At 69.1% G+C, this 23,428-nt stretch carries 20 protein-coding genes; 8 read left to right on the forward strand and 12 right to left on the reverse strand.

Annotated elements, in window-relative coordinates:
• Positions 1 to 266 precede the first annotated feature (266 nt).
• The 3 genes from LG334_RS16940 to LG334_RS16950 are packed head-to-tail and all read left to right on the forward strand — an operon-like array spanning position 267 to position 2,559.
• Entirely contained in the window at positions 267 to 1,595 is a 1,329-nt protein-coding gene (locus LG334_RS16940; protein ID WP_404379815.1) for a TRAP transporter large permease, read from the forward strand.
• Entirely contained in the window at positions 1,595 to 2,038 is a 444-nt protein-coding gene (locus tag LG334_RS16945) for a paraquat-inducible protein A (protein ID WP_404379816.1), read from the forward strand. The genes LG334_RS16940 and LG334_RS16945 overlap by 1 nt, the downstream gene beginning before the upstream one ends.
• Complete coding sequence (locus LG334_RS16950) at positions 2,038 to 2,559, forward strand: metallophosphoesterase family protein (RefSeq protein WP_404379817.1); 522 nt, start codon at positions 2,038 to 2,040, stop codon at positions 2,557 to 2,559. The genes LG334_RS16945 and LG334_RS16950 overlap by 1 nt, the downstream gene beginning before the upstream one ends.
• Here the strand turns inward: LG334_RS16950 and LG334_RS16955 are convergent.
• The 6 genes from LG334_RS16955 to hutI all read right to left on the reverse strand — a co-directional run bounded on the left by LG334_RS16955 (position 2,556) and on the right by hutI (position 9,764).
• On the reverse strand, positions 2,556 to 4,136 hold the full coding sequence (locus tag LG334_RS16955) for a TRAP transporter large permease subunit (protein ID WP_404379818.1): 1,581 nt from the start codon (positions 4,134 to 4,136) through the stop codon (positions 2,556 to 2,558). The genes LG334_RS16950 and LG334_RS16955 overlap by 4 nt on opposite strands.
• A 1-nt stretch (position 4,137) precedes the next feature.
• Positions 4,138 to 4,710: a TRAP transporter small permease subunit gene (locus tag LG334_RS16960; protein WP_404379819.1), complete on the reverse strand. Its 573-nt coding sequence runs from the start codon at positions 4,708 to 4,710 to the stop codon at positions 4,138 to 4,140.
• A 109-nt stretch (positions 4,711 to 4,819) separates the two neighbouring features.
• Complete coding sequence (locus tag LG334_RS16965) at positions 4,820 to 5,926, reverse strand: TRAP transporter substrate-binding protein (protein ID WP_404379820.1); 1,107 nt, start codon at positions 5,924 to 5,926, stop codon at positions 4,820 to 4,822.
• Positions 5,927 to 6,054: 128 nt separating this feature from the next.
• Positions 6,055 to 7,728, reverse strand: a complete 1,674-nt coding sequence (hutU, locus tag LG334_RS16970) for a urocanate hydratase (protein ID WP_404379821.1) — start codon at positions 7,726 to 7,728, stop codon at positions 6,055 to 6,057.
• 45 nt (positions 7,729 to 7,773) lie between these two features.
• Positions 7,774 to 8,523 (reverse strand): histidine utilization repressor, encoded by a 750-nt coding sequence (gene hutC, locus LG334_RS16975; RefSeq protein ID WP_404379822.1) that lies wholly within the window; start codon positions 8,521 to 8,523, stop codon positions 7,774 to 7,776.
• On the reverse strand, positions 8,520 to 9,764 hold the full coding sequence (gene hutI, locus LG334_RS16980) for an imidazolonepropionase (protein ID WP_404379823.1): 1,245 nt from the start codon (positions 9,762 to 9,764) through the stop codon (positions 8,520 to 8,522). The genes hutC and hutI overlap by 4 nt, the downstream gene beginning before the upstream one ends.
• A gap of 113 nt (positions 9,765 to 9,877) precedes the next feature.
• On the opposite strand from hutI, the gene LG334_RS16985 reads away from it, so the two are divergent.
• Genes LG334_RS16985 through hutG form a run of 3 tightly spaced genes read left to right on the forward strand, consistent with a single transcriptional unit; the run spans position 9,878 to position 13,595 of the window.
• Positions 9,878 to 11,245 (forward strand): formimidoylglutamate deiminase, encoded by a 1,368-nt coding sequence (locus LG334_RS16985; protein WP_404379824.1) that lies wholly within the window; start codon positions 9,878 to 9,880, stop codon positions 11,243 to 11,245.
• Positions 11,242 to 12,786: a histidine ammonia-lyase gene (gene hutH / locus LG334_RS16990; protein ID WP_404379825.1), complete on the forward strand. Its 1,545-nt coding sequence runs from the start codon at positions 11,242 to 11,244 to the stop codon at positions 12,784 to 12,786. The genes LG334_RS16985 and hutH overlap by 4 nt, the downstream gene beginning before the upstream one ends.
• A gap of 11 nt (positions 12,787 to 12,797) precedes the next feature.
• Positions 12,798 to 13,595, forward strand: coding sequence for an N-formylglutamate deformylase (hutG, locus tag LG334_RS16995; RefSeq protein WP_404379826.1), 798 nt, complete (start codon positions 12,798 to 12,800; stop codon positions 13,593 to 13,595).
• Here the strand turns inward: hutG and LG334_RS17000 are convergent.
• From LG334_RS17000 to LG334_RS17010, 3 genes are read right to left on the reverse strand one after another with little or no spacing between them, the layout of a single operon-like run.
• The gene (locus LG334_RS17000; protein ID WP_404379827.1) at positions 13,592 to 15,550 is read right to left on the reverse strand and encodes a hypothetical protein; all 1,959 of its coding nucleotides are present in this window, start codon (positions 15,548 to 15,550) and stop codon (positions 13,592 to 13,594) included. The genes hutG and LG334_RS17000 overlap by 4 nt on opposite strands.
• Before the next feature lie 7 nt (positions 15,551 to 15,557).
• The gene (locus LG334_RS17005) at positions 15,558 to 15,725 is read right to left on the reverse strand and encodes a hypothetical protein (protein ID WP_404379828.1); all 168 of its coding nucleotides are present in this window, start codon (positions 15,723 to 15,725) and stop codon (positions 15,558 to 15,560) included.
• A gap of 13 nt (positions 15,726 to 15,738) precedes the next feature.
• On the reverse strand, positions 15,739 to 17,517 hold the full coding sequence (locus LG334_RS17010; RefSeq protein WP_404379829.1) for a hypothetical protein: 1,779 nt from the start codon (positions 17,515 to 17,517) through the stop codon (positions 15,739 to 15,741).
• Between the two features lie 215 nt (positions 17,518 to 17,732).
• On the opposite strand from LG334_RS17010, the gene LG334_RS17015 reads away from it, so the two are divergent.
• Positions 17,733 to 18,866 (forward strand): glycosyltransferase family 2 protein, encoded by a 1,134-nt coding sequence (locus LG334_RS17015; protein WP_404379830.1) that lies wholly within the window; start codon positions 17,733 to 17,735, stop codon positions 18,864 to 18,866.
• Positions 18,863 to 19,321, forward strand: coding sequence for a GtrA family protein (locus LG334_RS17020; RefSeq protein WP_404379831.1), 459 nt, complete (start codon positions 18,863 to 18,865; stop codon positions 19,319 to 19,321). The genes LG334_RS17015 and LG334_RS17020 overlap by 4 nt, the downstream gene beginning before the upstream one ends.
• 8 nt (positions 19,322 to 19,329) lie before the next feature.
• On the opposite strand, the gene LG334_RS17025 is transcribed toward LG334_RS17020, so the two are convergent.
• The 3 genes from LG334_RS17025 to LG334_RS17035 all read right to left on the reverse strand — a co-directional run bounded on the left by LG334_RS17025 (position 19,330) and on the right by LG334_RS17035 (position 23,356).
• On the reverse strand, positions 19,330 to 19,815 hold the full coding sequence (locus tag LG334_RS17025) for a YchJ family protein (protein ID WP_404379832.1): 486 nt from the start codon (positions 19,813 to 19,815) through the stop codon (positions 19,330 to 19,332).
• Between the two features lie 171 nt (positions 19,816 to 19,986).
• Positions 19,987 to 22,023: a CocE/NonD family hydrolase gene (locus tag LG334_RS17030; RefSeq protein WP_404379833.1), complete on the reverse strand. Its 2,037-nt coding sequence runs from the start codon at positions 22,021 to 22,023 to the stop codon at positions 19,987 to 19,989.
• A 31-nt stretch (positions 22,024 to 22,054) separates the two neighbouring features.
• Positions 22,055 to 23,356: an acetyl-CoA carboxylase biotin carboxylase subunit family protein gene (locus LG334_RS17035; protein ID WP_404379834.1), complete on the reverse strand. Its 1,302-nt coding sequence runs from the start codon at positions 23,354 to 23,356 to the stop codon at positions 22,055 to 22,057.
• Between the last annotated feature and the right edge of the window lie 72 nt (positions 23,357 to 23,428).

Consider the following 23,428-nt stretch of genomic DNA (forward strand, 5'->3'; position numbering starts at 1 on the left):
GTTCTCCTTGTTCATCGTTTTGGCCCCGAAGGCGGCGGCGAAAACCCCTGTGCGGGGCAGGCCGAACCGGCCCGGGGCTCCGAAAACCGAACCGGGCGCCCCGTTGGAGGCGCCCGCCTAACCCCATTAGGTTCCTCGGGCTTGGAGCATCTGTCAACCGCCACGGGTTTGATCGAACGGTCGAAGCATCCCTTGCGGGCTTTCGCAATCGCCGCGCATGACGCATCCTGCGGCCGCTTCTGTCGCAACCGGAGACGCCGTTGGCCATGGACGGGACCGCCCTGTCGCTTCTGATGTTCGCCGCCCTGGTGGGCCTGCTGGCGCTGGCCGTGCCGGTGGGGCTGGCCATGCTGATCGCCGGCGGGCTGGGTTATGCCGTCATCGCCGGCGCCGCGCCGCTGCTGGACTACATGGCGACCGCCCCCTGGCACCTGAGCGCGTCATACTCGCTGTCGGTGATCCCGCTGTTCCTGCTGATGGGGCAGTTCGCCACGCAAGGGGGCTTGAGCCGCGCCCTGTTCGGCGCCGCCAACGCCTGGCTGGGGCACCGGCGGGGCGGCATGGCGATGGCGGCGGTCGGGGCCTGCGGCGGGTTCGGGGCGATCTGCGGGTCGTCGCTCGCCACCGCCGCGACCATGGCGCATGTCTCCCTGCCCGAGATGAAGCGCCGCGGCTACGACGGCTCGCTGGCCTGCGGAGCACTGGCGGCCGGCGGGACGCTCGGCATCCTGATCCCGCCCAGCGTGATCCTGGTGATCTATGCCCTGCTGACGGAACAGAGCATCGGCGCCCTGTTCATCGCCGCCGTGATCCCCGGCCTGCTGGCGGTCGGCGGATACATGGCCGCCATCGCGGTCGCGGTGCGGCTGAACCCCGACGCCGGGCCGGCGGGGCCGCGTCACGGCCTGTCGGCCCGCCTGCGGGCGCTGGCGGAGACGGGGCCGGTGCTGGCGCTGTTCGCGCTGGTGATCGGCGGCATCTACGGCGGGCTGTTCACCCCGACCGAGGGCGCTGCCGTCGGCGCCGCCGGAACCGCGCTGGCGGCCGCCGTCAGCGGGCGCATGAGCCGCGCGGGCTGGATCGACTGCCTGCTGGGCACGGCCAAGCTGACGGCGATGGTCACCCTGATCCTGATCGGGGCGGACCTCTACAACGCCTTCCTCGCACTCTCCCGCCTGCCCATGGAGGCCGCCGGGCTGGTCGCCGAGAGCGGCTGGCCGCCGCTGGCGATCCTCGGGCTGATCCTGGCGTTCTATCTGGTGGCCGGATGCCTGATGGACAGCATGTCGATGATCCTGCTCACCGTGCCCGTCTTCCATCCCATCGTCATGGGCCTGGATTTCGGCCTGAGCCCCGACGAAACGGCCATCTGGTTCGGAATCCTGGTGCTGATCGTGGTGGAGGTGGGTCTCATCACGCCGCCCATGGGCATGAACATCTTCGTCATCCAGTCCTTCGACCCCGGCACGCCGCTCACCCGCGCCTTCCGGGGCGTGGTGCCGTTCCTGGCGGCCGATGCGGTGCGGGTGGCGCTGCTGGTGGCCTTTCCGGGGATCGCGCTGGCCGGACTGACGCTGATGGGGGGCGGCCCTTGATGCGCGCGCTGCTGACCCCTTTGCTTGCGGGCGCGGCGCTGGTGCTGCTGGGCCTTGGCATCGGCCTGCCGCTGTTGCACATCGACCGGCTGTGGCTGTTCACCGACAGCGTGTCGCTGTGGCAGGCCATCGTGACGCTGTATGCGGAGGGGGAGACGTTCCTGGCCGTCATCCTCACCGCCTTTTCCATCGTCTTCCCGGTACTGAAGATCCTCGGCGTGCTGTGGGCGTGGCGCCGGCCGTCGCCGCGCGTGGCCGCCGTGGTGGACGGGCTCGGCAAGTGGAGCATGATGGACGTGCTGGTGGTCGCCCTGCTGATCGTGACGCTGAAGGGCTCCGGCCTCGTGAACGCGGCCTCGGCACCGGGCGTCTACTGCTTCGCGGCGGCCGTGCTGCTGTCCATGATCGCGGGAATGCTGGCGAAAAAGGAGCCAAAGCACTGATGCCGCGCCTCTGGTTCACCAGCGACACCCACTTCGGCCACGGCGGCAGCCTGGGCCTGTTCAAGCGGCCGTTCGACAGCGTGGCCGCCATGACCGAAGCGCTGGTGGAGAACTGGAATGCCCGCGTGGCGCCGGAGGACACCATCTGGCACCTGGGCGACTTCGCCATCGGCCCGAAACCCGACGCGCAAGGCGCCATCCTGGAGCGGCTCAACGGCACGAAGCACCTGGTCAGCGGCAACAATGACGGCCCGGCGACCCTGGCGCTGGAGGGCTGGGCGTCGGTGCAGGCCTATGCCGAGATGGAGGCCGAGGGGCGCAAGCTGGTGCTCTGCCACTATCCCTTCCGCAGCTGGAACGGCCAGCACAAGGGCGCGCTGAACCTGCACGGCCACAGCCACGGCAAGCTCGCCCCCCTGCCCCGCCAGATCGACGTCGGCGTGGACGTCTGGGACTTCGCGCCGGTGGCGGTGGAGACGCTGCTGGAGCATGCCTCCAGCCGCCGTCGGCGCAAGTCCTAGTTAAAGAGAAGATTTGGCAGCCACGTCGCGATCCCCGGCATCTGGAAGATCACCAGCATGCCGATGATCTGAAGCATCACGAAGGGAATGACGCCCCGGTATATGTCCAGCGTCGAGACCTCTTTCGGCGCCGCGCCCCGCAGGTAGAACAGCGAGAACCCGAAGGGCGGCGTGAGAAAGCTGGTCTGCAGGTTGATGGCGATCAGCACGGCCAGCCAGATGGGGTCCATGCCCATGGTCAGCAGGATCGGCACCACGATGGGCAGGACGATCACGGAAATCTCCACGAAGTCCAGGAAGAAGCCCATCACGAAGACGATCGCCATGACGAACAGCAGCGCCGTCGTCTGGCCGCCGGGCATCTCCGTCAGGAACTCCTCCACCCGCACGTCGCCGCCCAGGCCCCGGAACACCAGCGAGAACACCGACGCGCCGATCATCATGGCGAAAATCATGCTGGTGACGATCATGGTGGAGCTGAGGACCGGCTTGAGCACGCCCGCGCGCCCCGCCCGCCAGAACGCGACGAAGATGCCCCAGAAGGCGATCAGCGTCAGGCCGCCCGCCAGCCAGATGCCCGCCTGCTCCACCGGCGTCGGGTTGGCGCGGCCGGTGCGCAGATCGACCATGCTGGTCAGCACCAGCATGCCGACGATGGCCCCCGCCGCCGCCCAGAAGGGCCAATTGCTGCGGCCCTTGAAGAAGCGCGGCGCGGCCAGCATCAGCGCGCCCACCGCCCCGACCGAGGCCGCTTCGGTTGGCGTGGCGATGCCGCCGAGGATCGAGCCCAGCACCGCCACGATCAGCACCACCGGCGGCACCAGCACCTTGCCGATGCGCACCATGGCCTCGCGGGAGGTGACATCGCCCTCGCGCGGCAGGGCCGGCGCGGCGGAAGGCTTCAGGAAGGCCAGCCCCAGGATGAAGATCACATAGATCAGCACCAGGCACAGGCCCGGCAGCAGGGCGGCGGCGAAGACGTCACCGACGGAGATCGTCTCGACGGTGAACTTGCCCATGTCGAACTGCGCCTGCTGATAGCCCGACGACATGACCTCGGCCAAAATGATGAGCATGGTCGACGGCGGGATGATCTGCCCCAGCGTGCCCGCGCTCACGATCACGCCGCTGGTCAGGCGCTTGCCGTATCCGTTGCGCAGCATGGCCGGCATGGCGATCAGCGCCATGGTGACCACCGTCGCGCCGACGATGCCGGTCGATGCCGCCAGCAGCATCCCGACGACGACGACGGAGACAGCCAGACCGCCGCGCAAGGACCCGAACAGCTTGCCCATTTCCTCCAGCAGGTCCTCGGCGATGCGGGATCGTTCCAGGATCACGCCCATCAGCACGAACAGCGGGATCGCCAGCAGGATCTCGTTGGTCATGATGCTGAAGACGCGCGGGGCGAGCGCCGCCAGCAACGGCATGTTGAACACGCCGAGGCCCGCGCCCAGCAGGCCGAACAGGATGCCCGTGCCCGCCAGCGTGAAGATCACCGGGTAGCCCAGCAGGATGCCGCCGCACAGTGCGGCGATCATCAGAAGGTCCAGGTTCTGGGTCAGGAAGCTCAGCATGTCAGCCGTTCTCCCGCAGCGCTTCCGACGCGCGGTCGGCGATGCCGCGGGTCTCCTTGGGCGGCGGCGCGCCCATCAGGACCGCCAGATTCCGCAGCGCCAGCCCCAGTCCCTGGATCAGCAGCAGCACCGCAAAGGCCGTGATGAACGCTTTCAGCAGGTAGGACGCCGGGATGCCGCCCACCGAAATGGCGCCTTCCCCGATCTCCCACGACCGGCGGACGAAGGGCCATGTGTAGACCAGAATGGCGACGCAGGACGGCACCAGGAAGACCAGCGTCCCCACAAGGTCGATGGCGGCTTTCCGGCGCGGGCTTTGGCTGCCGTAGAAAATGTCCACGCGCACATGGCCGTCGTGCAGCAGGGTGTAGCCGGCGCCCAGCATGAACAGGGCGGCGTGCAGGTAAAGCTCCAGTTCGGACACGAAAATGAAGCTCATGCCGAAGACATAGCGCAGCACGACGATGCCGAACTGGATCACCACCATGCCGACCGCCAGCCACATGACGGCCGCGCCAACGGCGGCGTTGATCCAATCCAGCATCCGGCCGAGGCGCATGAGGATCGCGGGCATGGGAAAGCCCTCCGGGCGCGCGGACGGAAGTAGATTCATACGCATTCATAGAAGATCACGCGGCGCGGCCACCGCCAAGGGCCGCCGCGCCGCGCTTGTCCGGCCGGGATCAGGTCGGGTAGTCGAAGTCCATGTCGCGGGCGCGGAACACGCTGCCGTCGGCGTACTTCATGTAGCCGTTGGACAGCGTCCGGTAGTCCACGAAGGACCGGGCGATGCGGGCGACCAGCTCGTCCTCGTGCTCCAGCAGTTCGCGCATGACCTCGCCGGCGGTGTTGCCGATGGCGACCACCACCTCGTCGGGAAGCTGGCGCAGCTTGACGCCGTGCTCCTCCACCAGCATGGGCAGGGCCTTGGCGTGGTTGGTGTTGTACTCGGTCAGCACCTGGTCGTAGAGCGACTGGCAGGCCAGCGCGACAGCCTGCTTGAGATCGTCTTCCAGGCTGTTGAAGGCGTCCATGTTGACGCCGCATTCCTCGGCCGAGGACGGCTCGCCGATGCAGGGATAGTAATAGTTCTTGGCGACCTGGTAGTAGCCGAGCGCGCTGTCGGTCCAGGGGCCGATGAACTCGCCGGCGTCCAGCGTGCCGGACTGAAGCGCCTGGAACATGTCCGCCCCGCCCATGGCCTGCACCGCCATGCCCATGCGCGACAGCACCTCGCTGTTGAGCCCCGTGGTGCGGAAGCGCAGGCCGCGGAGGTCGTCGACGGAGTTGATCTCGTTGCGGAACCAGCCGAACCACTGGGCGCCCGAATTGCCGCAGAGGAACGGCTTGATGTTGAAGCGGGCATACAGCTCGTCATACAGCGCCTGACCGCCGCCGTGGTTCATCCAGCCCGACTGCTCGATGGCCGTCAGGCCGAAGGGCTGGCTGCCGAACAGCAGGAAGCCGATGGACTTCGAGCCCCAGTAGGCGGGCACCGAGTGATAGAGCTGCGCCGTGCCCTCGGACACCGCGTCGAACACGCCGCGGCCGGGCACCAGTTCGCCGGCGGAGGAAACCTCCACCTCCAGGCGGCCGCCGGAAAGTGCGGCGATGCGCTCGGCCAGCATGTTGGCGGCGACACCCGGCCCCGGCAGGTTGCGCGGCCAGCTGGTCACCATGGTCCAACGCTGCGTGCCCTGGGCAAGCGCGGGCGTGGCGAGGCCTCCGGCCGTGGCGGCGGCGCCGGCGGTGCCGATGGCGGTGGACTTGAGGAACTGCCTCCGATCCATGTTCTGAACTCCCTGTTCATTTTGTGCGTCGGCCGGCGGCTTGTTGTTTCGGCTCGCCCGGTTTTTCGGGTCGAGGGGCCGGCGCGGCAGTGGCCGACTGTCATTCCGCCGCGCCGGGTAAGGGGTCGTCAATCCAGGAACGGCAGATTGAGCTGGTGCTCCCGCGCGCAGTCCCTGGCGATGTCGTAGCCGGCATCGGCATGGCGCATGACGCCGGTCGCCGGGTCGTTCCACAGCACGCGCTCCAGCCGCTTCGAGGCCGCATCGGTGCCGTCGGCGACGATCACCATGCCGGCGTGCTGACTGAAGCCCATGCCGACGCCGCCGCCGTGGTGCAGGCTCACCCAGGTGGCGCCGCTGGCGGTGTTCAAAAGCGCGTTCAGGAGCGGCCAGTCGGACACGGCGTCCGATCCGTCCAGCATGGCTTCCGTCTCGCGGTTGGGGCTGGCGACGGAGCCCGAGTCCAGGTGGTCGCGGCCGATGACGATGGGCCCCTTCAACTCGCCGGACTTGACCATCTCGTTGAAGGCCATGCCCAGCCGGTGGCGCTGCCCCAGGCCGACCCAGCAGATGCGCGCCGGCAGGCCCTGGAAGTGGATGCGCTCGCGCGCCATGTCGAGCCAGTTGTGCAGGTGCGGATCGTCGGGGATCAGCTCCTTGACCTTGGCGTCGGTCTTGTAGATGTCCTCCGGGTCGCCCGACAGCGCCGCCCAGCGGAACGGCCCGATGCCCCGGCAGAACAGCGGGCGGATGTAGGCCGGCACGAAGCCGGGGAAGTCGAAGGCGTGCGTCAGCCCCTCCTCCTTCGCCATCTGCCGGATGTTGTTGCCGTAATCCAGCGTGGGCACGCCCTGGCTGTGGAAGTCCAGCATGGCCTGGACGTGCACCTTCATGGAGGCCCGCGCGGCCTTGGCGACGGCCTTGGGGTCGGTCTCGCGCTTGGTCTCCCATTCCTCCAGCGTCCAGCCGGCGGGCAGGTAGCCGTTGACCGGGTCATGCGCGCTGGTCTGGTCGGTGACGGCGTCGGGCTTCACCCCGCGCCGGACCAGTTCGGGGAAGACCTCGGCCGCGTTGCCCAGCAGGCCGACGGAGATCGCCTCGCCCTTGCCGCAGGCCTCCTCGATCCAGCGCAGCGCCTCGTCGAGGTCGGCGGTGTGGCGGTCCAGGTAGCCGGTGCGGATGCGCATGTCGATGCGGCTGGGCTGGCACTCGACGGCGAGCATCGACGCCCCGGCCATGGTGGCGGCCAGCGGCTGCGCACCGCCCATGCCGCCCAGGCCGGCGGTGAGAATCCACTTGCCCGAGAGGTCGCCGCCGTAGTGCTGGCGCCCCACCTCGGCGAACGTCTCGTAGGTGCCCTGCACGATGCCCTGGCTGCCGATGTAGATCCACGACCCGGCCGTCATCTGGCCGTACATCATCAGGCCCTTCTTATCCAGCTCGGAGAAATGATCCCAGTCGGCCCAGTGCGGCACGATGTTGGAGTTGGCGATGAGCACGCGCGGCGCGTCGGCGTGGGTCTTGAAGACGCCCACCGGCTTGCCCGACTGCACCAGCAGCGTCTCGTCGTCGCCCAGGTCGCGCAAGGACGCGACGATGCGGTCGAAGCTGTCCCAGTTGCGGGCCGCCCGCCCGATGCCGCCGTAGACCACCAGTTCCTGCGGGCGCTCGGCCACGTCGGGGTCCAGGTTGTTCATCAGCATGCGCAGCGCCGCTTCGGTGAGCCAGCTCTTGCAGCTCTTTTCCGATCCGTGCGGCGCGCGGATGACGCGGGCGTTGTCGAGCCGGGATGCGGTGGACATGGGAATGATCCTTCTTCTTGTCCGTTTCCGTGAAGCCGTAAAGCCTTAAAGGGCGATATCCAGCGGCACCTGTCCGGGCCGCGCCGTAAAGCGGGTGCCGAGGCGGTAGCGCGTGCCCGGATGCACCAGCAGCGCCAGCGTCACCACATGGCCGCGCACCCAGGTGCGGCGCGTCAGGCGCAGGCAGGGCTCGCCTTCGGGAATGTTGAGCAGGGCAGCCGCGCCGGCGCCGGGCAAGGCGGCCTCGATCATGTGTTCGACCTCGGGCGTGCGCTCCAGTTCGGTCAGGTATTCCGTCGGGGTCTTGGTCCGGAAGTCCTGTTCCAGGTAGCGGGGCGCGATGTTGGGATTGACCCAGCGGTCCTCGTACTGGAGCGGCACCTCGTTCTCGTAGTGCACGACGATGGAATGGAACAGCCGCGCCCCGACGGGCAGGTTGAAGCTGCGCGCCAGCCGGGCGTCGGCGGTGGCTTCCTCCAGCAGTTCCACCTGGCACGAATGCCGGTTGCCGCGCGCCGCGATCTCGTCGGAGACCGGCCGCAGCTCCAGGATTTCCGCCGAGGCCGCCCGTTCGGCGACGAAGGTGCCCACGCCCTGCACGCGGGTCAGCACGCCGTCGTCCGTCAGTTCCCGCAGCGCCCGATGGACGGTCATGCGGCTGACGGAGAACTCCTTCAAAAGCTGGTTCTCGGACGGCAACTGAAAGCCCTCCGGCCACTCGCCGGAGAGGATGCGGTTGCGCAGCGTCTCCTTGATCTGGCGATAGCGCGGCTGACTGGCGGAAACGGTTTTCACGCCGCTCCCTCCCCGCGCAGGCGCCCGCCCCGCATAACGGCGCGGCAGGGGTTGAGGCCGACGTAATAGGACAGTTCCGCCGGATGTCCGATGTCCCACAGTACCATGTCGGCGCGCAGCCCTTCGCGGAGGATGCCCCGATCGGTGAGCCCCAGGGCCTTCGCCCCGTTGCGGGTGATGCCGGCCAGCGCTTCCTCGGGCGTCAGGCGGAAGAAGGTGCAGCCCATGCTCAGCATCAGCAGCAGCGATGTCACGGGCGCCGTACCGGGGTTGCAGTCGGTCGCCAGCGCCATGGGGACGCCGCGGGTGCGCAGCAGGTCGACGGGCGGCAGCTTGGTCTCGCGCAGCACATAGAACGCACCCGGCAGCAGCACGGCGACGACGCCCGCCTTCGCCATGGCCTCCACGCCCTGTTCGTCCAGGTGCTCGATGTGGTCGGCGGACAGGCCGTTGTATTCCGCCACCAGCGCCGAACCGCCCAGGTTGGACAACTGCTCGGCATGAAGCTTCACCGGCAGGCCGCGTGCCTTGGCGGCGTCGAACACCCGACGGGTCTGCGCGAGCGTGAAACCGATGCTCTCGCAGAAGGCATCCACGGCGTCGGCCAGCCCCGCGTCGGCGGCGGCGGGCAGCATGTCGTCGCACACGCGGTCCACATAGGCGTCTGGGTCTTCCTTGGCTTCCGGCGGCACGGCATGGGCGCCCAGGAAGGTGGTGCGCACGGTGACGGGCCGAACCTCCCCCAGCCTGCGGGCGACGCGCAGCATGCGCAATTCCGCCTCGCGCTCCAGGCCGTAGCCGGACTTGATCTCGATGGTGGTCACGCCCTCGGCCAGCAGGGCGTCCAGGCGCGGCAGGGCGCTTTGCAGAAGCTGCTCCTCATCGGCCTCCCGCGTCGCTTTCACCGTGGAGGCGATGCCGCCGCCGGCGCGGGCCAGGTCCTCGTATGTCGCACCCTCCAGCCGCATCTCGAACTCGCGGGCGCGGTTGCCGCCGTAGACGAGGTGCGTGTGGCAGTCGATGAGGCCCGGCGTCAGCCATCCGCCGCGCCCGTAATGCAGCGTTTCCGCCAGCGACTCGGGCGCGTCCGGCAGATCGCGGCGCGGGCCGACCCAGGCGATGCGGCCGTCCTTCACCGCCACCGCCGCGTCCTCGATGGCGCCATAGGCGGCACCGTCCGGCTCCATGGTGGCGGCGGAAACGTTGATCCAGAGCGAGTCCCAGCGGGTGGCGGGCGTCATGGGCGGCGTCTCCTCCGGGCTTCGGCGCCGCACCCAGAGCCGCCTCGCGGCAGGACGCTTGCGCCGGTTGCCTAACCTTGTATAGGCTTGCCTATAATATCTCGGAGACGGCCATGCGCAAATTGTTTTTCCCCCGCGCCCTGCTTCCCGGCGGATGGGCGGAGGATGTGACGGTGGCGGCCGACGCCTCGGGCCGCATCGCCGAAGTCACCGCCGGCGCCCCCTGCCCCGCCGACGCGGAGCGAATGGGGGGCGCGGCCATTCCCGGCGTGCCCAACCTGCACAGCCACGCCCATCAGCGCGCCATCGCCGGGCTGGGGGAACGCGCGGGCCAGGGCGCGGCGGACAGCTTCTGGAGCTGGCGCGACGCCATGTACACCGCCGTCGGGCGCATAAAGCCCGATGATTTCCAGGTGGTGGCGACACGCGCCTATATCGAGATGCTGAAGGCCGGCTTCACCCGTGTGGGCGAATTCCACTACCTCCACCACGCCCCCGGCGGTACGCCCTATGGCGACCCGGCGGAGATGAGCCACCGCGCCGTCGCCGCCGCCCGCGCCGCCGGCATCGGCATGACCCTGCTGCCGGTGCTCTACAATACGGCCGGCTTCGACCGCGCGCCGCTGTCCGACGGCCAGAGCCGCTTCGGCCACGACGGCGCCGGGTTCCTGCGGCTGATGGAGCGGCTGGACGACGCTTATGGGGATGCCGAGGACGTGGACCTGGGCATCGCCCCGCACTCCCTGCGCGCCGTTCCGCCCGACCTGCTGGCCGAGGTGACCGCCGCCCGCTCCGACGGCCCCATCCACATCCACATCGCCGAGCAGACCGCCGAGGTGGACGATTGCATCCACCACACCGGCCGCCGCCCGGTGCAATGGCTGCTGGAGAACGCCGCCCCGGACGAACGCTGGTGCCTGATCCACGCCACCCACGTCGACCACGACGAGGTGGTGGGCATGGCCGAGGCCCGCGCCGTCGTCGGCCTGTGCCCCACCACGGAAGCCAACCTGGGCGACGGCATCTTCCCGGCGGAGGATTTTCTCGCCGCCGGTGGCCGTTTCGGCATCGGGTCCGACAGCCACATCTCCATCAGCCCGGTGGAGGACCTGCGGTGGCTGGAGTACGGCCAGCGCCTGACCACCCGCCGCCGCACCGTGCTTGCCGGCGGCCCGCAAGCCTCCACCGGCGCCCGCCTCCTGCGTGGCGCGGTGGCGGGCGGCGCCCAGGCCATGGGGGCCGACATCGGGGCCCTGGCCGAAGGCGCGCGGGCCGACATCGTGGCGCTGGACGACGCCCACCCCCTGCTCACCGCCCGTTCCGGCGACGCGCTTGTGGACAGCTGGATCTTCTCCGGCAACGCCACCACCGTGCGCCACGTCGTCGTCGGCGGCCGGACGGTCGTCGAGGACGGCCGTCATCCGCTGGACGAAGACAACGCCGCCCGTTTCACCCGTGTTCTTGAAAGGCTGTTCGCGTGACGACCTCCCCCGACGCCATCGCCCTCACCCCCGGCGGGCTCAGCATCGACGCCCTGCGCCGCATCTATCGCGACGCCGCCCCCATCGCCCTGCCCGACGACGCCCGCCGGCGCATGGCCGACTCCCGCGCGCTGGTCGAACGGATCGCCGCCGGCGACGCCGCCGTCTACGGCATCAACACGGGCTTCGGCAAGCTGGCGCAGAAGCGCATCGCGCCGGAAGACCTGGACACCCTGCAACGCAACCTCATCCTCTCTCACGCCACCGGCGTCGGTGAGCCGCTCGACGACGGCGTTGTGCGGCTGATCCTGGCGAGCAAGATCGCGAGCCTGGCCGTCGGCGCATCGGGCATCCGGCCGGAGGTCGTCAACGCCCTGCTCGGCCTCTACCACGCGGGCGCCATGCCGGTGGTGCCGGCCAAGGGGTCCGTCGGCGCGTCCGGCGACCTGGCGCCGCTCGCCCACCTGTCGGGCGTTCTGCTGGGCGTCGGCCACATCCGCATCAACGGCGAGACGGTCGACGCGGCCGAAGGGCTGAAGCGCGCCGGCGTCGAGCCGATCGAATTGAAGGCCAAGGAAGGGCTCGCGCTCATCAACGGCACGCAGGTGTCCACGGCGCTGGCGCTCGCCGGCCTGTTCGAGATCGAGCGCTGCTTCAAGGCCGCCGTCGTTTCGGGCGCGCTGTCGGTGGAGGCGGTGAAGGGCAGCCACAAGCCCTTCGACGCCCGCATCTCGGAGCTGCGCGGCCAGCCGGGCCAGATTTCCGTCGCCCGAGCCCTGCGCGACCTTCTGGCCGACAGCCCGCTGAACGCCAGCCACCAGGGCGAGGCCTGCGACCGCGTGCAGGACCCGTATTCCCTGCGCTGCCAGCCGCAGGTCATGGGCGCGGTGCTCGACCAGATGCGCATGGCCGCGCGCACGCTGCGCATAGAGGCCAACGGCGTCACCGACAACCCGCTGGTGCTGGGCGATACGGGCGAAGTCATATCGGGCGGCAACTTCCACGCCGAGCCCGTCGCCATGGCCGCCGACCAGCTCGCCATCGCGGCATCGGAGATCGGGGCCCTCGCGGAGCGGCGCATCGCCATGCTGATCGATGCCTCCATCAGCGGCCTGCCGCCCTTCCTGGTGCCCGAGCCGGGGCTGAACTCGGGCTTCATGATCGCCCACGTCACCGCCGCCGCGCTGGCCAGCGAGAACAAGACCCTCGCCCACCCGGCCAGCGTCGACAGTCTGCCGACGTCGGCCAACCAGGAGGACCACGTCAGCATGGCGACCTTCGCCGCCCGCCGCCTGCGCGACATCTCGGGCAACGTGGCGGACATCGTGGGGATCGAGCTTCTGGCCGCCGCGCAGGGGCTGGAGTTCCACCGCCCGCTTCAGTCCTCGCCTGACATGGAAGCCGCACTCAGCGTCATCCGCTCGCGCGTGCCGCGGTACGACGTGGACCGCTATTTCGCGCCGGACCTTTCGGCCATCGGCGCGCTGGTGCGGGACGGCGGACTGGAGGATGCTGTGACCTTCGACCTGGACCCGGCCTGAGGACCCCCCAAATGCCCGATGTCTACGACCTGACCCGCGGCGACAGCCCGCTCATCGTCAGCATGCCCCACTGCGGCACGGCGCTGCCGCCGGGACTGGAAGAGCGCCTGACGCCCGAGGCGCGGACGCTGCCCGACACCGACTGGCACATCCCGCGCCTCTACGACTTCGCGGGCGGCATGGGGGCGACCGTGCTTGCCGCGCGGTATTCGCGCTATGTCGTCGACCTCAACCGCCCGCCCGGCAACGAGAGCCTCTATCCCGGCCAGGCCACCACCGGCCTGTGTCCTGAAACCCTGTTCGACGGCGCGCCGCTTTATGCCGACGGCCGGGGCCCCGGCGAGGCCGAGGTCGCGGAGCGGGTGGAGACCTGCTGGCGCCCCTACCATGCCGCGCTGGCCGAGGAGATCGCGCGGGTGAAGGACCGTCACGGATTCGCGCTGCTCTATGACGCGCATTCCATCCGCAGCCACGTGCCGCGCCTGTTCAAGGGCCGCCTGCCCGACCTGAACCTGGGCACGGCCATGGGCGAAAGCTGCCCCTCGGCCCTGCGCGAAGCCCTGGCGCTGGTGCTGGCGGAAATCTCGACCCATGGGCATCCGGCGGTGGTCGACGGCCGCTTCATCGGCGGCTACATCACGCGCCACTACGGCCGGCCCGGCGAGAGCGTCTTCGCCGTGCAGATGGAACTGGCGCAGGCCGCCTACATGGAGGAAACGCCGCCCTTTGCCTTCGACGAGGCCAAGGCGGCGGCGTTCCGTCCCCACCTGAGGAAGGTTCTGGAGACGCTTCTCGGCTTCAGGGCCTAGCGGGCACTGGCGGACTGGCGGCCGCCGTCGGCGCAGGCATCCGTCACGCGCCACAGCGTCCGCACCTCCGCCAGCGGCACGCCGTTGTCCGGGTTCCGGTCCATGCGGGCGACAGGGTCCAGCCCCACGCAGGCATCCAGCGGAACACGGTGCGGACCCTGCGTGTAGACGTGTGTCACGCCGAGCGCCCGCAGGTGCCCCAGCGTGCCGCCCGCCGCCCCGGTCGCGTCAAGCGCCGTCCGCAGCCGGTGGAAGCCGATGACGCGGTTTTCCAGGCCTGCGCCCCGCAGCATGTAGTTGCGCGCCCGCGGCCCCAGGTTCAGCACCGTGCTGCCGGGTGGCAGGGCATCGATGCCCTGCGGATAGTCGTAGAAGGCGTGACGGTCAAAGCGGCTGGAGGCGACGAACTGGCTGCCCGCCGTCATGGCCTCGCGGCTCGCCAGCACGGTCAGCATGAGCACGCAGGCCGCCGCGCCGACGCCGACCAGCCCCGTGCGCCAACGGCCCGCAGCCTCCGCCACCAGTGGCGCCACCAGGGGCACGGCAAGCACGATGGCGCCCATGATGTAGCGCGGCTGGCGGTCGTTCATCACCCACCACAGCGCCACGACCACAAGCGCAGCGGCCAGCAGCACCGCCTGGAAAAAACGCGCCGCCCGCCGCTCCGGATGGTGCGCGGGCATCAGCACCCGCCAGGCCGCCGCCAGGACTGCCACGGGCACCAGGGCGGCGAAAAAGGCGCCGAAGCCGGAGCTGTGCTTGAAGTTCTGGTCGATATAATGCCATTCGATCCAGGGATAGGCCAACCACTCCAGCGGCTGGCGCACCCACTCGAACTGGGTCGACTCGCGTGCCGAGTAATCGACGTCCGGCGCCGTGGCGAAGCCCAGCCAGTCGGTGACCGGCGGCACGTTGATCGGATAGACGGGGCTGCCCAGTTCGATCCAGTTGCGCGCCAGCCACGGCCCCGCCAGCACGACCACGCCCAGGGCATAGAGGCCCCCGTCGCGCACCATCGCCCGCACGGGCCTGTCGCTCCGCGCGGCGGCGCCTGCCAGGATCGCCACGCCCAGCACCGCCGCCGGCACCACATGCAGCGGCTTGAACCCGTATGCCAGCCCCGCCAGCGCGCCGGCCAGCAGCAGGGCCGCGGCGGGAGAGCCTCTTTCGTCGCGCGCGCGGTAGAGAAAGACGGCCAGGAAGGCCAGCGCCAGCAGGCCCGCCCCGGCGACGTCCGCGCCCAGTTCCAGGCTGGAAAAGGCGAAAACCGGGATGGTGGCCACACCGGCCGCCGCCAACAGTGCCCCGTCGCGCCCGCCGCCGGTCACCCGGCCCAGGCCGTAGACGGCCACCGCCGTCAGCAGCAGGAACGGCAGGTTGGCGACGGCGACCAGCCGTTCGGGCAGGGCCTGGAGCAGCAGGCCGGCATAGAGGCTCATGTTGGCCGGGAAGGTGTGCATGTAGGCGTGGTCCCACGGCCGCACCGATCCGGTGTCGAAGATGTGCAGGCCGATGGGCAGGTGGTAGGCCCAGACCTCGAACCCGCGCGGAAACCCAAGGGCGAGCAGCACGCCAGCCCCCATCAATGTCAGCCCGGCGAGCCACGCCGCGGCGCGCGCCAGAACCATCGGCGCGCGGGGCTCCGCGCCCTCCGCCGCCAGTCCGGCCGGCGTGCCCGCCACCGTCTGTCGCGTCCTCCGCACACGAAGCACCGCCCAGAGCAGGCCGACGAGCCCCGCCTGCACGGCCAACAACGGTCCCGGCGCCATGGACGGGGGCGCCCCTGCCAACTCGGCGTAGGCCAACAGAAGCGGCGGCGTGAAGAACAGCAGGGGCGGCATGGCCGCACCCCACAGCAACCGGCCAAGCGGACCGGCGCCGGCAAGGTGCCGCACCACCAGGACAGCGCCCACAAGGCTGGCGAGAAGGTAGAGGATCACGACGAGCAGGGTCATGGGCGGCTCATCCTCCCGTCATGGCGGCGATGACCGCCCGCATGTCGGCCAGGTGGTTGCGCAGGCCCTCGTTCAGCAGGACGTAGGCGGCCAGAGAGACGAGCGCCAATGCAAAGGGCGTCGCTCCGCGCATCCTGGCACGGCGCCCGGCCTTGGGAGTCGAGGTGGCCGTCATCAGCATCTCCGTCCTATCCGCCGCTCGTCCGTTCTGGTGCCATATTAGGACGCACCGGCCCGGCACCGGCCTGGAACCTTCGCCGTCCCGAGAGTGCGAAACCGGCCATCGTGAGTGCGGCACTGATCGCGAGCGCCATTCCCAGAAGCTCGGCCGGCGTCATGCGGCGCTCGATCCGCACCGCGAATGGTCCGGGCGGAACGCAGACCTGCATGCGCCCGTCGGGCCCGGGCCCGAATCGCGTTGCGCCCCCGCGGGCCGCGCCGCCCAGCCCCCAGACGGGATAGTACAAGTGGTCCAGAAGGAAGCACGTCGGCTGCCCGACCGTTCCCGTTGCCGTGATCCGGTCCGGTCCGATCGCGACCCGGACGGGGCCTGCGGGTTCACCCTCGGCCTGCCGGCTTCGGACGGCGTCCAGCGACTTCGGGCTCAGCAGGGCGGGGTCCGCCCAGGCGGGCCGATACTCGCGCATGTCCTGTCGCAGGTCGATCAGGTCCGAGATCGGAAAGGCATCCGCCCCCTGGCGCCATACCGATACGTACAGCCATGCCGTCCGCTCGACCGCCGGAAGCGCCGTTGCGCCAGCAGCGGCAATCACCGTCACGAGCCCCGCCGAGACCACACCCTTCGGCCGCTCCGCCACCACATCGACAAGCAGCCCGGCCAGCACCGCCGTGGCCAGGGTCAGGCCGACCACGACGCGCCACGGGAACTGGATCATCTGAAGCGGCTCGATCGTCGCCCATAGCGGCGCGCTGGCTTCAGTCATGAGAAAGAGGCTGGCAAGCGCCGTGGCGGACCCGAGCACCAAAAGCTGCCGCGCCCCATCCGCCATGGCCCGCAGACGCCAGAGGGACACCGCAATGCCGGCCACGATCACCACGAGCGAAGGAATCACGGCCCAAGCCGTGACCTCCCGTGCCGTCCGGTGCGGACCGGTGAAAACGAAATTTCTGCGGTAGTCGAAGACCTCCTGGTCGACCAGGGCATCGACCGATACCCATGCGGCCTGGGTCAGGACCGTGGCAAGGTAGGGAGCTGCCAGCGCCAGCGCCAGGACAGCGGCCAGCACCAGGCGCGCCAGAACTCCCGCCCGGCGCCCCTTCGGACGCATGAGCACCAATGCCAGCGCCGCCGCACCGGTTACGGCGGCGGCGATCGCGGCGCTCGGCAAATGCGTCGTCACAAGAACGGCGGCGACGACCACCAGCATCAGCACCGCATGGCGCCGGCCGTCGAGCACGCCCAGCACCGCTGCCGCCAGCCACGGCAACGTCATGATGGCGGCGTGCTCCGCAAAGCCGAAACGTTGGAAGAGGTCGAACGCGAAGGCAAAGGGATGGAGGACAAGCACAAGCCCCGCAATCAGCGCCGCCACAGCCCCCACCCGCCGACGCATCAGCACCACCATGCCAAGGAATCCGGCCAGGCTGAACAAGGTGGCCGCCACGGCCAGGCCATGAAGCGGCGCCCGGTGCAGGCCGACGGCCTCTAGCGCGGTGCCGGTGGCAGCCGCCACGCTGACCGGCACGAAGCCGTAGAAATAGAGGGCCGGGCTGCCCAGCCCGGCATTGCCGTTCACCAGCCACCGCGGGTACGGGTCGCCCAGCGCCAACTGCTCCTTGAGCGAAAGGTACCAGATGCTGTGCGGCACCCTGTCCCAGCCGGGCACGGCACCGGCCAACCAGAGCGGCCATGTCACGGCCAAGAGAATCACGACACCGGCAACGCAGCCCAACACCAGTACCCGCGCCTGGGTCGCAGCCGGTCTGCTGCTGCCATGCACCGTCATTTCCCGCCTCCGGCATCTCACGCTGCGTCGGGAAACAATGCACCGGCGGCCGGGCCGCTGTCGCGGCGTCTTGGGCCGTAATCAGAACGACGTGCAGGCCGCCCGCGCGGGGCTACCGCGCTCCGCGGCGAGGGCCATTCTTTCGGCGTCACCCGATGGATCGCCCATACCGCGCATGAACCCGCGACTCACGCCGCAGCCATGGCTACCGTTCCATGCGGACCGTCCGTCTGCCGGAGGATGTCGCCATGCCCTTCACCGCCGCCCACTCGACCCCGCTCAAGCCGCGCGGTGGAAGTCCCGTGCCGTGGGCGTCAAGCGGCGAGACGGCCGCCCCGGCTCCGCAGACGGTCGACCTGTCCATCATCGCGCCCATGTACAACGAGGAAGAGGTGCTGGACATCTTCTTCCGCGAAATCATGCCCGTGCTCGACGGCCTGGGACTGACGTGGGAAATCGTCTGCGTCAACGACGGCAGCCGCGACCGCACGCTGCAACTGCTGCTGGAACGGGCAGAGCGGGACCCGCGGCTCGTGGTGGTCGACCTGTCGCGCAACTTCGGCAAGGAAGCGGCGCTGACGGCCGGGCTGGAATACTGCTCGGGCGCCGCGGTCATTCCCATCGACTGCGACCTGCAGGACCCGCCCCAGGTCATCGTCCAGATGGTCGAAAAATGGCGCGAGGGCTATGATGTCGTCTACGGCGCGCGCGCCAACCGCGACAGCGACAACTGGCTGAAACGCACAACGGCGCTGGCCTTCTACCGCATGTTCAACCGCATCACCGACGTGCCGATCCCGGTGAACACCGGCGACTTCCGCCTCATGGACCGGGCGGTGGTCGAGGCCGTGCGCCGCCTGCCCGAGCGCAGCCGGTTTATGAAGGGAGTCTTCGCCTGGGTGGGCTTCCGATCGGCCGCCGTGGTCTACACCCGCGCCCCACGCGCCGCCGGCAACACGAAGTGGCGGTACTGGAAGCTGTGGAACTTCGCCCTGGACGGCATCACCAGCTTCACCACCCTGCCGCTCCGCGTGTGGAGCTACATCGGCGCGGTGGTCGCGGTTCTCGCCTTTGTCTACGCGCTGTTCACCATCGCCAAGACGCTCATCCTGGGCGTCGACGTGCCCGGCTACGCCTCGCTGCTGACGGTCATGCTGTTCCTGGGCGGCCTGCAACTGCTGTCGCTTGGGGTGCTTGGCGATTACCTGGGCCGCACCTTCCAGGAGGTCAAGCAGCGCCCGATCTATCTGGTCCGTAGCGTCCGGCGCGGGTCCGGCGGCTCCGTCGAGGCCCCGGCGGCGCCCGAACGCCTGCGGACAGCCCCCGCCGCCGAGCGCGCCGCCCAATGACGAACGGCGATCCGACGACGACGACAGCCGCGCGCGTCCTGCGCCGAACGCCGCTGGCGCGGCTGGCCGGACTGCCGGTGATGGAAATAGCACGCTTCGGCGTCGTCGGCCTGGCCGCGACGGCGGTGCACTACCTGACGGCCCTGGCCGCCCTGTCGGTCGCCCCGCCGCTGCACGCCAACGTGATCGGTTTCCTCACCGCCGTCGCCGTCTCCTGGATCGGCCACAGCCGGTGGACCTTCCGGGCCGCCGCCGCCGACGGCACCGGAGCGGGCTCGGCCGCGCGCCTGCCCAGGTTCGTCGCCACGGTGGTCGGCGGCTTCTCCATGAGCCAGGGCACGCTGTGGCTGGTGGAGCGCTTCGACGCCCTGCCCGACGCACTGGCGCTGATGGTGGCGGTGGGCGTGGTGCCGCCCACCACTTATCTGCTCAACAAGTTCTGGGTGTTCCGCTGACGGACGGCTCAGGCCGCCGCCCCGCAGCACTTCTTGAACTTCTTGCCCGATCCGCAGGAACAGGGGTCGTTGCGGCCGACCTTCTGCACCTTGCGCGGCGGCGGACCCATCTTGCCGTCCACGTAGTACCAGGTGTCCCCGTCCTTGGCGAAGACGCTGGTTTCGTGGTGGACCTGCGGCTTGCCCTGGAAGGAGAAGTGCGCCACGAACTCCACCACGCCCTTGTCATCGGACGGGCCGCCACCCTCGGTGGAGCGGATTTCCAGGCCCTGCCAGTCGCTTTCGCGCGACCACTCGGCCACCGCCTCGCGCTCGAAATCGTCCCGCGTGTCAGGGCGCAGGGTTTCTTCCAGATAATCAACATCGCCCTTCGTGAAGGCGGTATAGCGCGAGCGCATGAGCGCTTCCGCCGTCTCCGCCTTGGCCTCGCGGGCAAGGAGAGGACCGCAGCAGGCGTCGTAATCGCGGCCGGAGCCGCAGGGGCAGGCAGTCATGGAAGCAAACCTCTTGCCGGACAAAAAGAAGTCGGCCCCCTGATACCCTACAGGGGGCCGATGCGCAAAGGCTCTGTCACGCCGGTGGCATGGGCGCCAACGATTGAAATCGTTGTCGCTGGACTCCGGCCTTGCCGGTCGACAATGTAAAATTTCTTGTGTCGCCCGGAATCACACCAGCTGACGACGGATGGTCTCGTTCCAGCTGTGGCAGAACACGCGCGTCTCCCCCTCGTAGGCGTCCAGGTCGGCGCGGATGTAGAAGTTTTCCGCATCGCAGGTCAGGACCGTGCGGGTGATCGTCTCGATCTCCCAGTCGCCCTGGCGGAAACCGCGCCTCCACAGGGTCTCGCCGCGCAAGGAGTCGTACTCGTTGTTGTAGCTGGAATACCATTCGCGGGTGTCCGACCAGACCTCCAGCCCCTCTGAGTCGATGCGGAAGCGGCCGTCGTCCTTGACCACCTCCAGCGTGGAGACATCGGTGGCCAGGTCGCGGATGACGCGCCAGGTGCTCTCGCCGACGTCCAGCGTGGTGGTCTCCATCGGCGGCGCGTGCTCCACCGGGCCGAAGCGGATCTGCTCGTCCTTTTCCGGCTGCGGCGTGCGGATGGGCAGGGTCAGGTGCGAGCCCTTCATGTAGACGCGCAGCGCCACCTGTTCGGGCGGCGCCCAGGCCAGCGGCCAATAGCTGGTGGACAGCGACAGGCGCAGGCGGTGGCCCTTGGGAATCGTCGCCCCGCAGTCGTTGAGCTTGAGGAACACGCGGTACTTCTCGCCGGGCTCCAGCGCCGTCGGGTGCTCGTGTGTCTCGCGGTGGGTCAGGTTGAGGACGCCCCAGGTCACGCGCGTCGCCTCGTTGGTGGGGCGCACGTCCGACAGGCGGGCCGCCACCATGGCCACCGGCGCGCTGGAGGTCAGCTCCAGTTCCAGCCAGGGCGCGCCCAGCAGCATCAGGTCCTCTTCCAGCGGCTGGGTGGTGAAGGTCAGCGCGCCGCCGTCCTCTTCCCGCTGGTCGTGGGCAAGGTCCGGCCCGGCGGCGTAGGAACACCACTTGCCGGCATAGAGCCCCACCGACAGGGGCGATTGCAGGGTGCGGACGTCGTCGGGCGCCACTTCGCCCTCGGAGCCCGCGTCCAGCAGACGGTCGGGCGCCATCGGCAGGCGCCGACGCTCGATGTTGTCGGACGGCCAGCACGGCTCGCCGACCCAGCGGCCGGGACGGATCTCATAGCGTGTCGTGGGCGGGGCGCTGTCCTGGATCCAGGCGCGCAGCATGGGCTCGTCCATGATGCCCGTCTCGCGCCCCTTCAGGCAGTGGTCCCACCAGCGGATGCACTCCTGCAGGAAGCCCACCGGCGGACCGGGCTCGCCATTGTGGGGATACTTGTGGCTCCACGGCCCGACGATGCCCTGCTTGGGACCCTGAAGGTGCTGGAGCAGGCGGAAGACGGCGTTGGTGTAGCCGTCGGCCCAGCCCGAGACGGCCATGACCGGCGTGGTGACCAGCCTCCAGTCCTCGTTGATGGAGCCGTGCTTCCAGAAGTCGTTGCGGTGCTGGTGCTCCAGCCACTTGGCGAGCCACAGGCCGCTGCCCTTCAGGCGCTCCATCCACATCTCGCGCCACTTGTCGCCCACGGTGTTGGGATTGGGCGGCAGGCTGTTGTAGGCGAACATGGTCGACGCCCACGACAGGTTGTCGCCCAGAAGGCAGCCGCCCATGTAGTGGACGTCGTCGGTGTAGCGGTCGTCGGTGGAGCACACCGACACCACGGCCTTCAGCGGCTTCGGGCGGCGGGCCGCAATCTGCAGGCCGTTGAAGCCGCCCCAGCTGATGCCGATCATGCCGACGTTGCCGTCGCACCACGGCTGCTCGGCCAGCCACTCGATGATTTCGCAGCCGTCCTGAAGCTCGCTTTCCAGGTACTCGTCTTCCAGCACGCCTTCGCTGTCGCCCGAGCCCCGGATGTCCACCCGCACCGCGGCATAGCCGTGGCCGGCAAAGTACGGGTGGTTGATGGCGTCGCGGGTCGCCGTGAAATCGTGCTTGCGGTAGGGGATGTACTCCAGGATGGCGGGCACCGGCGCGCCATCGCTGTCCTTGGGCCGCCAGATGCGCGCCGACAGGTTGATGCCGTCGCGCATGGGTATCAGCACATGGTCGTCGCACCGCACCTCGTGCGGCATCTCGTGCATTTCCTTGACCGTCATCTTACCCCCTACTGCGTCTCGATCTTCGGTATCACGCGCCCTCCTCGTCAACGGGCGTCAGTTTCAGCGGCAGCTTTTCGCGCAGGCGTTCGTACTTGGCTTCCACGTCGTCGAAGTCGCTGCCGCCAAGGAACACAACGCCTACCTCGTAGGAATAGCTGTCCTGGTCGATCAATTCGTCCAGGCGCTGGCCGTCCTCGACCTCCATGCGGACGTAGCAGTCGAACTCCCGCTGCAGGGCGTTTATCTCGTCGACCGTCGGCGCGTGCGTCACCTCGGCGTTCTCGTAGACACGCATCATGTACTTGGCGGCCACCGGGAAGCGGCCCTCCCGGTAGGGCATTTTCGGGTGGCGGCCCGTGGACAGCATCACCGCCACCTGCTGATGGCTGGCGCCGTCGACCATGGCGAACAGCGGGCAGTGGGACTTGGACATGCGGCTGTTGATCTCCAGCACCCACAGCTTGTCCTTTTCCTCGTCCCAGAAGAATTCGATGTTGAACGGCGTATTGTCGAGGCCCGCAACCTCTGCCCACTTCTTCGCCGCCTCGATCATGCGGTCCTGGATGCCCTGCGGCAGTTCCGACGGATAGCGATAGGCGCGGAAGCTGACGCCGTTGGGCTCGTTGATGCTGTCGATGACGCCGTACACCTCGGCCTCGCCGTCGTTGACGAAGCATTCCAGCGTCGCCTGGCGACCGCTGATCACATCCTCCGCCACGCAGTGCCGCCCGTCGATCCTGCGGATGTCCTCGGGCAGGTCGGCACGTTCCAGGAAGTAGTTGAAGGGTTCCGCGAAGTGGTGGATGTTCTCGCGGATCTGCTCGATGGCCTCCTTCCATTCCTCCTCGTTATGGATCATGAAGCCCAGGAAGCTGGAATGCGCCTTCACGGGCTTGAGGAAGAACGGTGGCGTTACTTTCAGGTCGCGCCAATCCTGCACCTCGTCCGGGTTGACCACGTCGAACTCGGGCGTGCACTCGGGCAGGTGCTCCTTCTGGATCAGGCGGCTCCAGGCCTTGTGCTCGCAGCGCAGCACGCTTTCCAGTGACGGACCGGGCAGGTCGCGCTCGCCGCGCAGCAGCGGCAGCATGCTGGTCGACGGGAAGTCCCACCACGAGATGATGCCGTGCACCGGCTCCTCGAAGCTGTCCAGATCGGCGCGCGCCTTGGACAGCAGGTCCGGCACGTCGTAGGTCTCGGCGAACGCGACCTCGGCCGGGTCCAGCAGCGGATGAAAATGGTAGTCCGCGGAATTGCGGATGGTCTCACACATGCGCTCGTTGAACGGGTCGAGGCCCAGCACGAAGATGTTGGTCTTGTCGGTCGTCATGGCCGTCCTCTCACTAAGGCGTTTGCCTATGGAACGGCTGTGCTGGAACGACGTTCGAAATCAGAACGATTC

The organism is Caenispirillum salinarum (genome assembly GCF_044803115.1).
In the GTDB taxonomy this organism is placed as follows: Bacteria; Pseudomonadota; Alphaproteobacteria; order Rhodospirillales; family Rhodospirillaceae; genus Caenispirillum; species Caenispirillum salinarum_A.

Excerpts from the sequence above, each read along its gene's own strand:
- LG334_RS16950 (WP_404379817.1), top strand. The coding sequence starts at position 2,038 with ATGCCGCGCCTCTGGTTCACCAGCGACACCCACTTCGGCCACGGCGGC.
- LG334_RS16960 (WP_404379819.1), bottom strand. The coding sequence starts at position 4,710 with ATGCCCGCGATCCTCATGCGCCTCGGCCGGATGCTGGATTGGATCAAC.
- LG334_RS16945 (WP_404379816.1), top strand. The coding sequence starts at position 1,595 with ATGCGCGCGCTGCTGACCCCTTTGCTTGCGGGCGCGGCGCTGGTGCTG.
- LG334_RS17035 (WP_404379834.1), bottom strand. The coding sequence starts at position 23,356 with ATGACGACCGACAAGACCAACATCTTCGTGCTGGGCCTCGACCCGTTC.
- LG334_RS17005 (WP_404379828.1), bottom strand. The coding sequence starts at position 15,725 with ATGACGGCCACCTCGACTCCCAAGGCCGGGCGCCGTGCCAGGATGCGC.
- LG334_RS16985 (WP_404379824.1), top strand. The coding sequence starts at position 9,878 with ATGCGCAAATTGTTTTTCCCCCGCGCCCTGCTTCCCGGCGGATGGGCG.
- LG334_RS17015 (WP_404379830.1), top strand. The coding sequence starts at position 17,733 with ATGCGGACCGTCCGTCTGCCGGAGGATGTCGCCATGCCCTTCACCGCC.
- LG334_RS17030 (WP_404379833.1), bottom strand. The coding sequence starts at position 22,023 with ATGACGGTCAAGGAAATGCACGAGATGCCGCACGAGGTGCGGTGCGAC.
- LG334_RS17010 (WP_404379829.1), bottom strand. The coding sequence starts at position 17,517 with ATGACGGTGCATGGCAGCAGCAGACCGGCTGCGACCCAGGCGCGGGTA.
- LG334_RS17000 (WP_404379827.1), bottom strand. The coding sequence starts at position 15,550 with ATGACCCTGCTCGTCGTGATCCTCTACCTTCTCGCCAGCCTTGTGGGC.
- hutU (WP_404379821.1), bottom strand. The coding sequence starts at position 7,728 with ATGTCCACCGCATCCCGGCTCGACAACGCCCGCGTCATCCGCGCGCCG.
- LG334_RS17025 (WP_404379832.1), bottom strand. The coding sequence starts at position 19,815 with ATGACTGCCTGCCCCTGCGGCTCCGGCCGCGATTACGACGCCTGCTGC.
- hutI (WP_404379823.1), bottom strand. The coding sequence starts at position 9,764 with ATGACGCCCGCCACCCGCTGGGACTCGCTCTGGATCAACGTTTCCGCC.
- hutG (WP_404379826.1), top strand. The coding sequence starts at position 12,798 with ATGCCCGATGTCTACGACCTGACCCGCGGCGACAGCCCGCTCATCGTC.
- LG334_RS16965 (WP_404379820.1), bottom strand. The coding sequence starts at position 5,926 with ATGGATCGGAGGCAGTTCCTCAAGTCCACCGCCATCGGCACCGCCGGC.
- LG334_RS16940 (WP_404379815.1), top strand. The coding sequence starts at position 267 with ATGGACGGGACCGCCCTGTCGCTTCTGATGTTCGCCGCCCTGGTGGGC.
- LG334_RS17020 (WP_404379831.1), top strand. The coding sequence starts at position 18,863 with ATGACGAACGGCGATCCGACGACGACGACAGCCGCGCGCGTCCTGCGC.
- LG334_RS16955 (WP_404379818.1), bottom strand. The coding sequence starts at position 4,136 with ATGCTGAGCTTCCTGACCCAGAACCTGGACCTTCTGATGATCGCCGCA.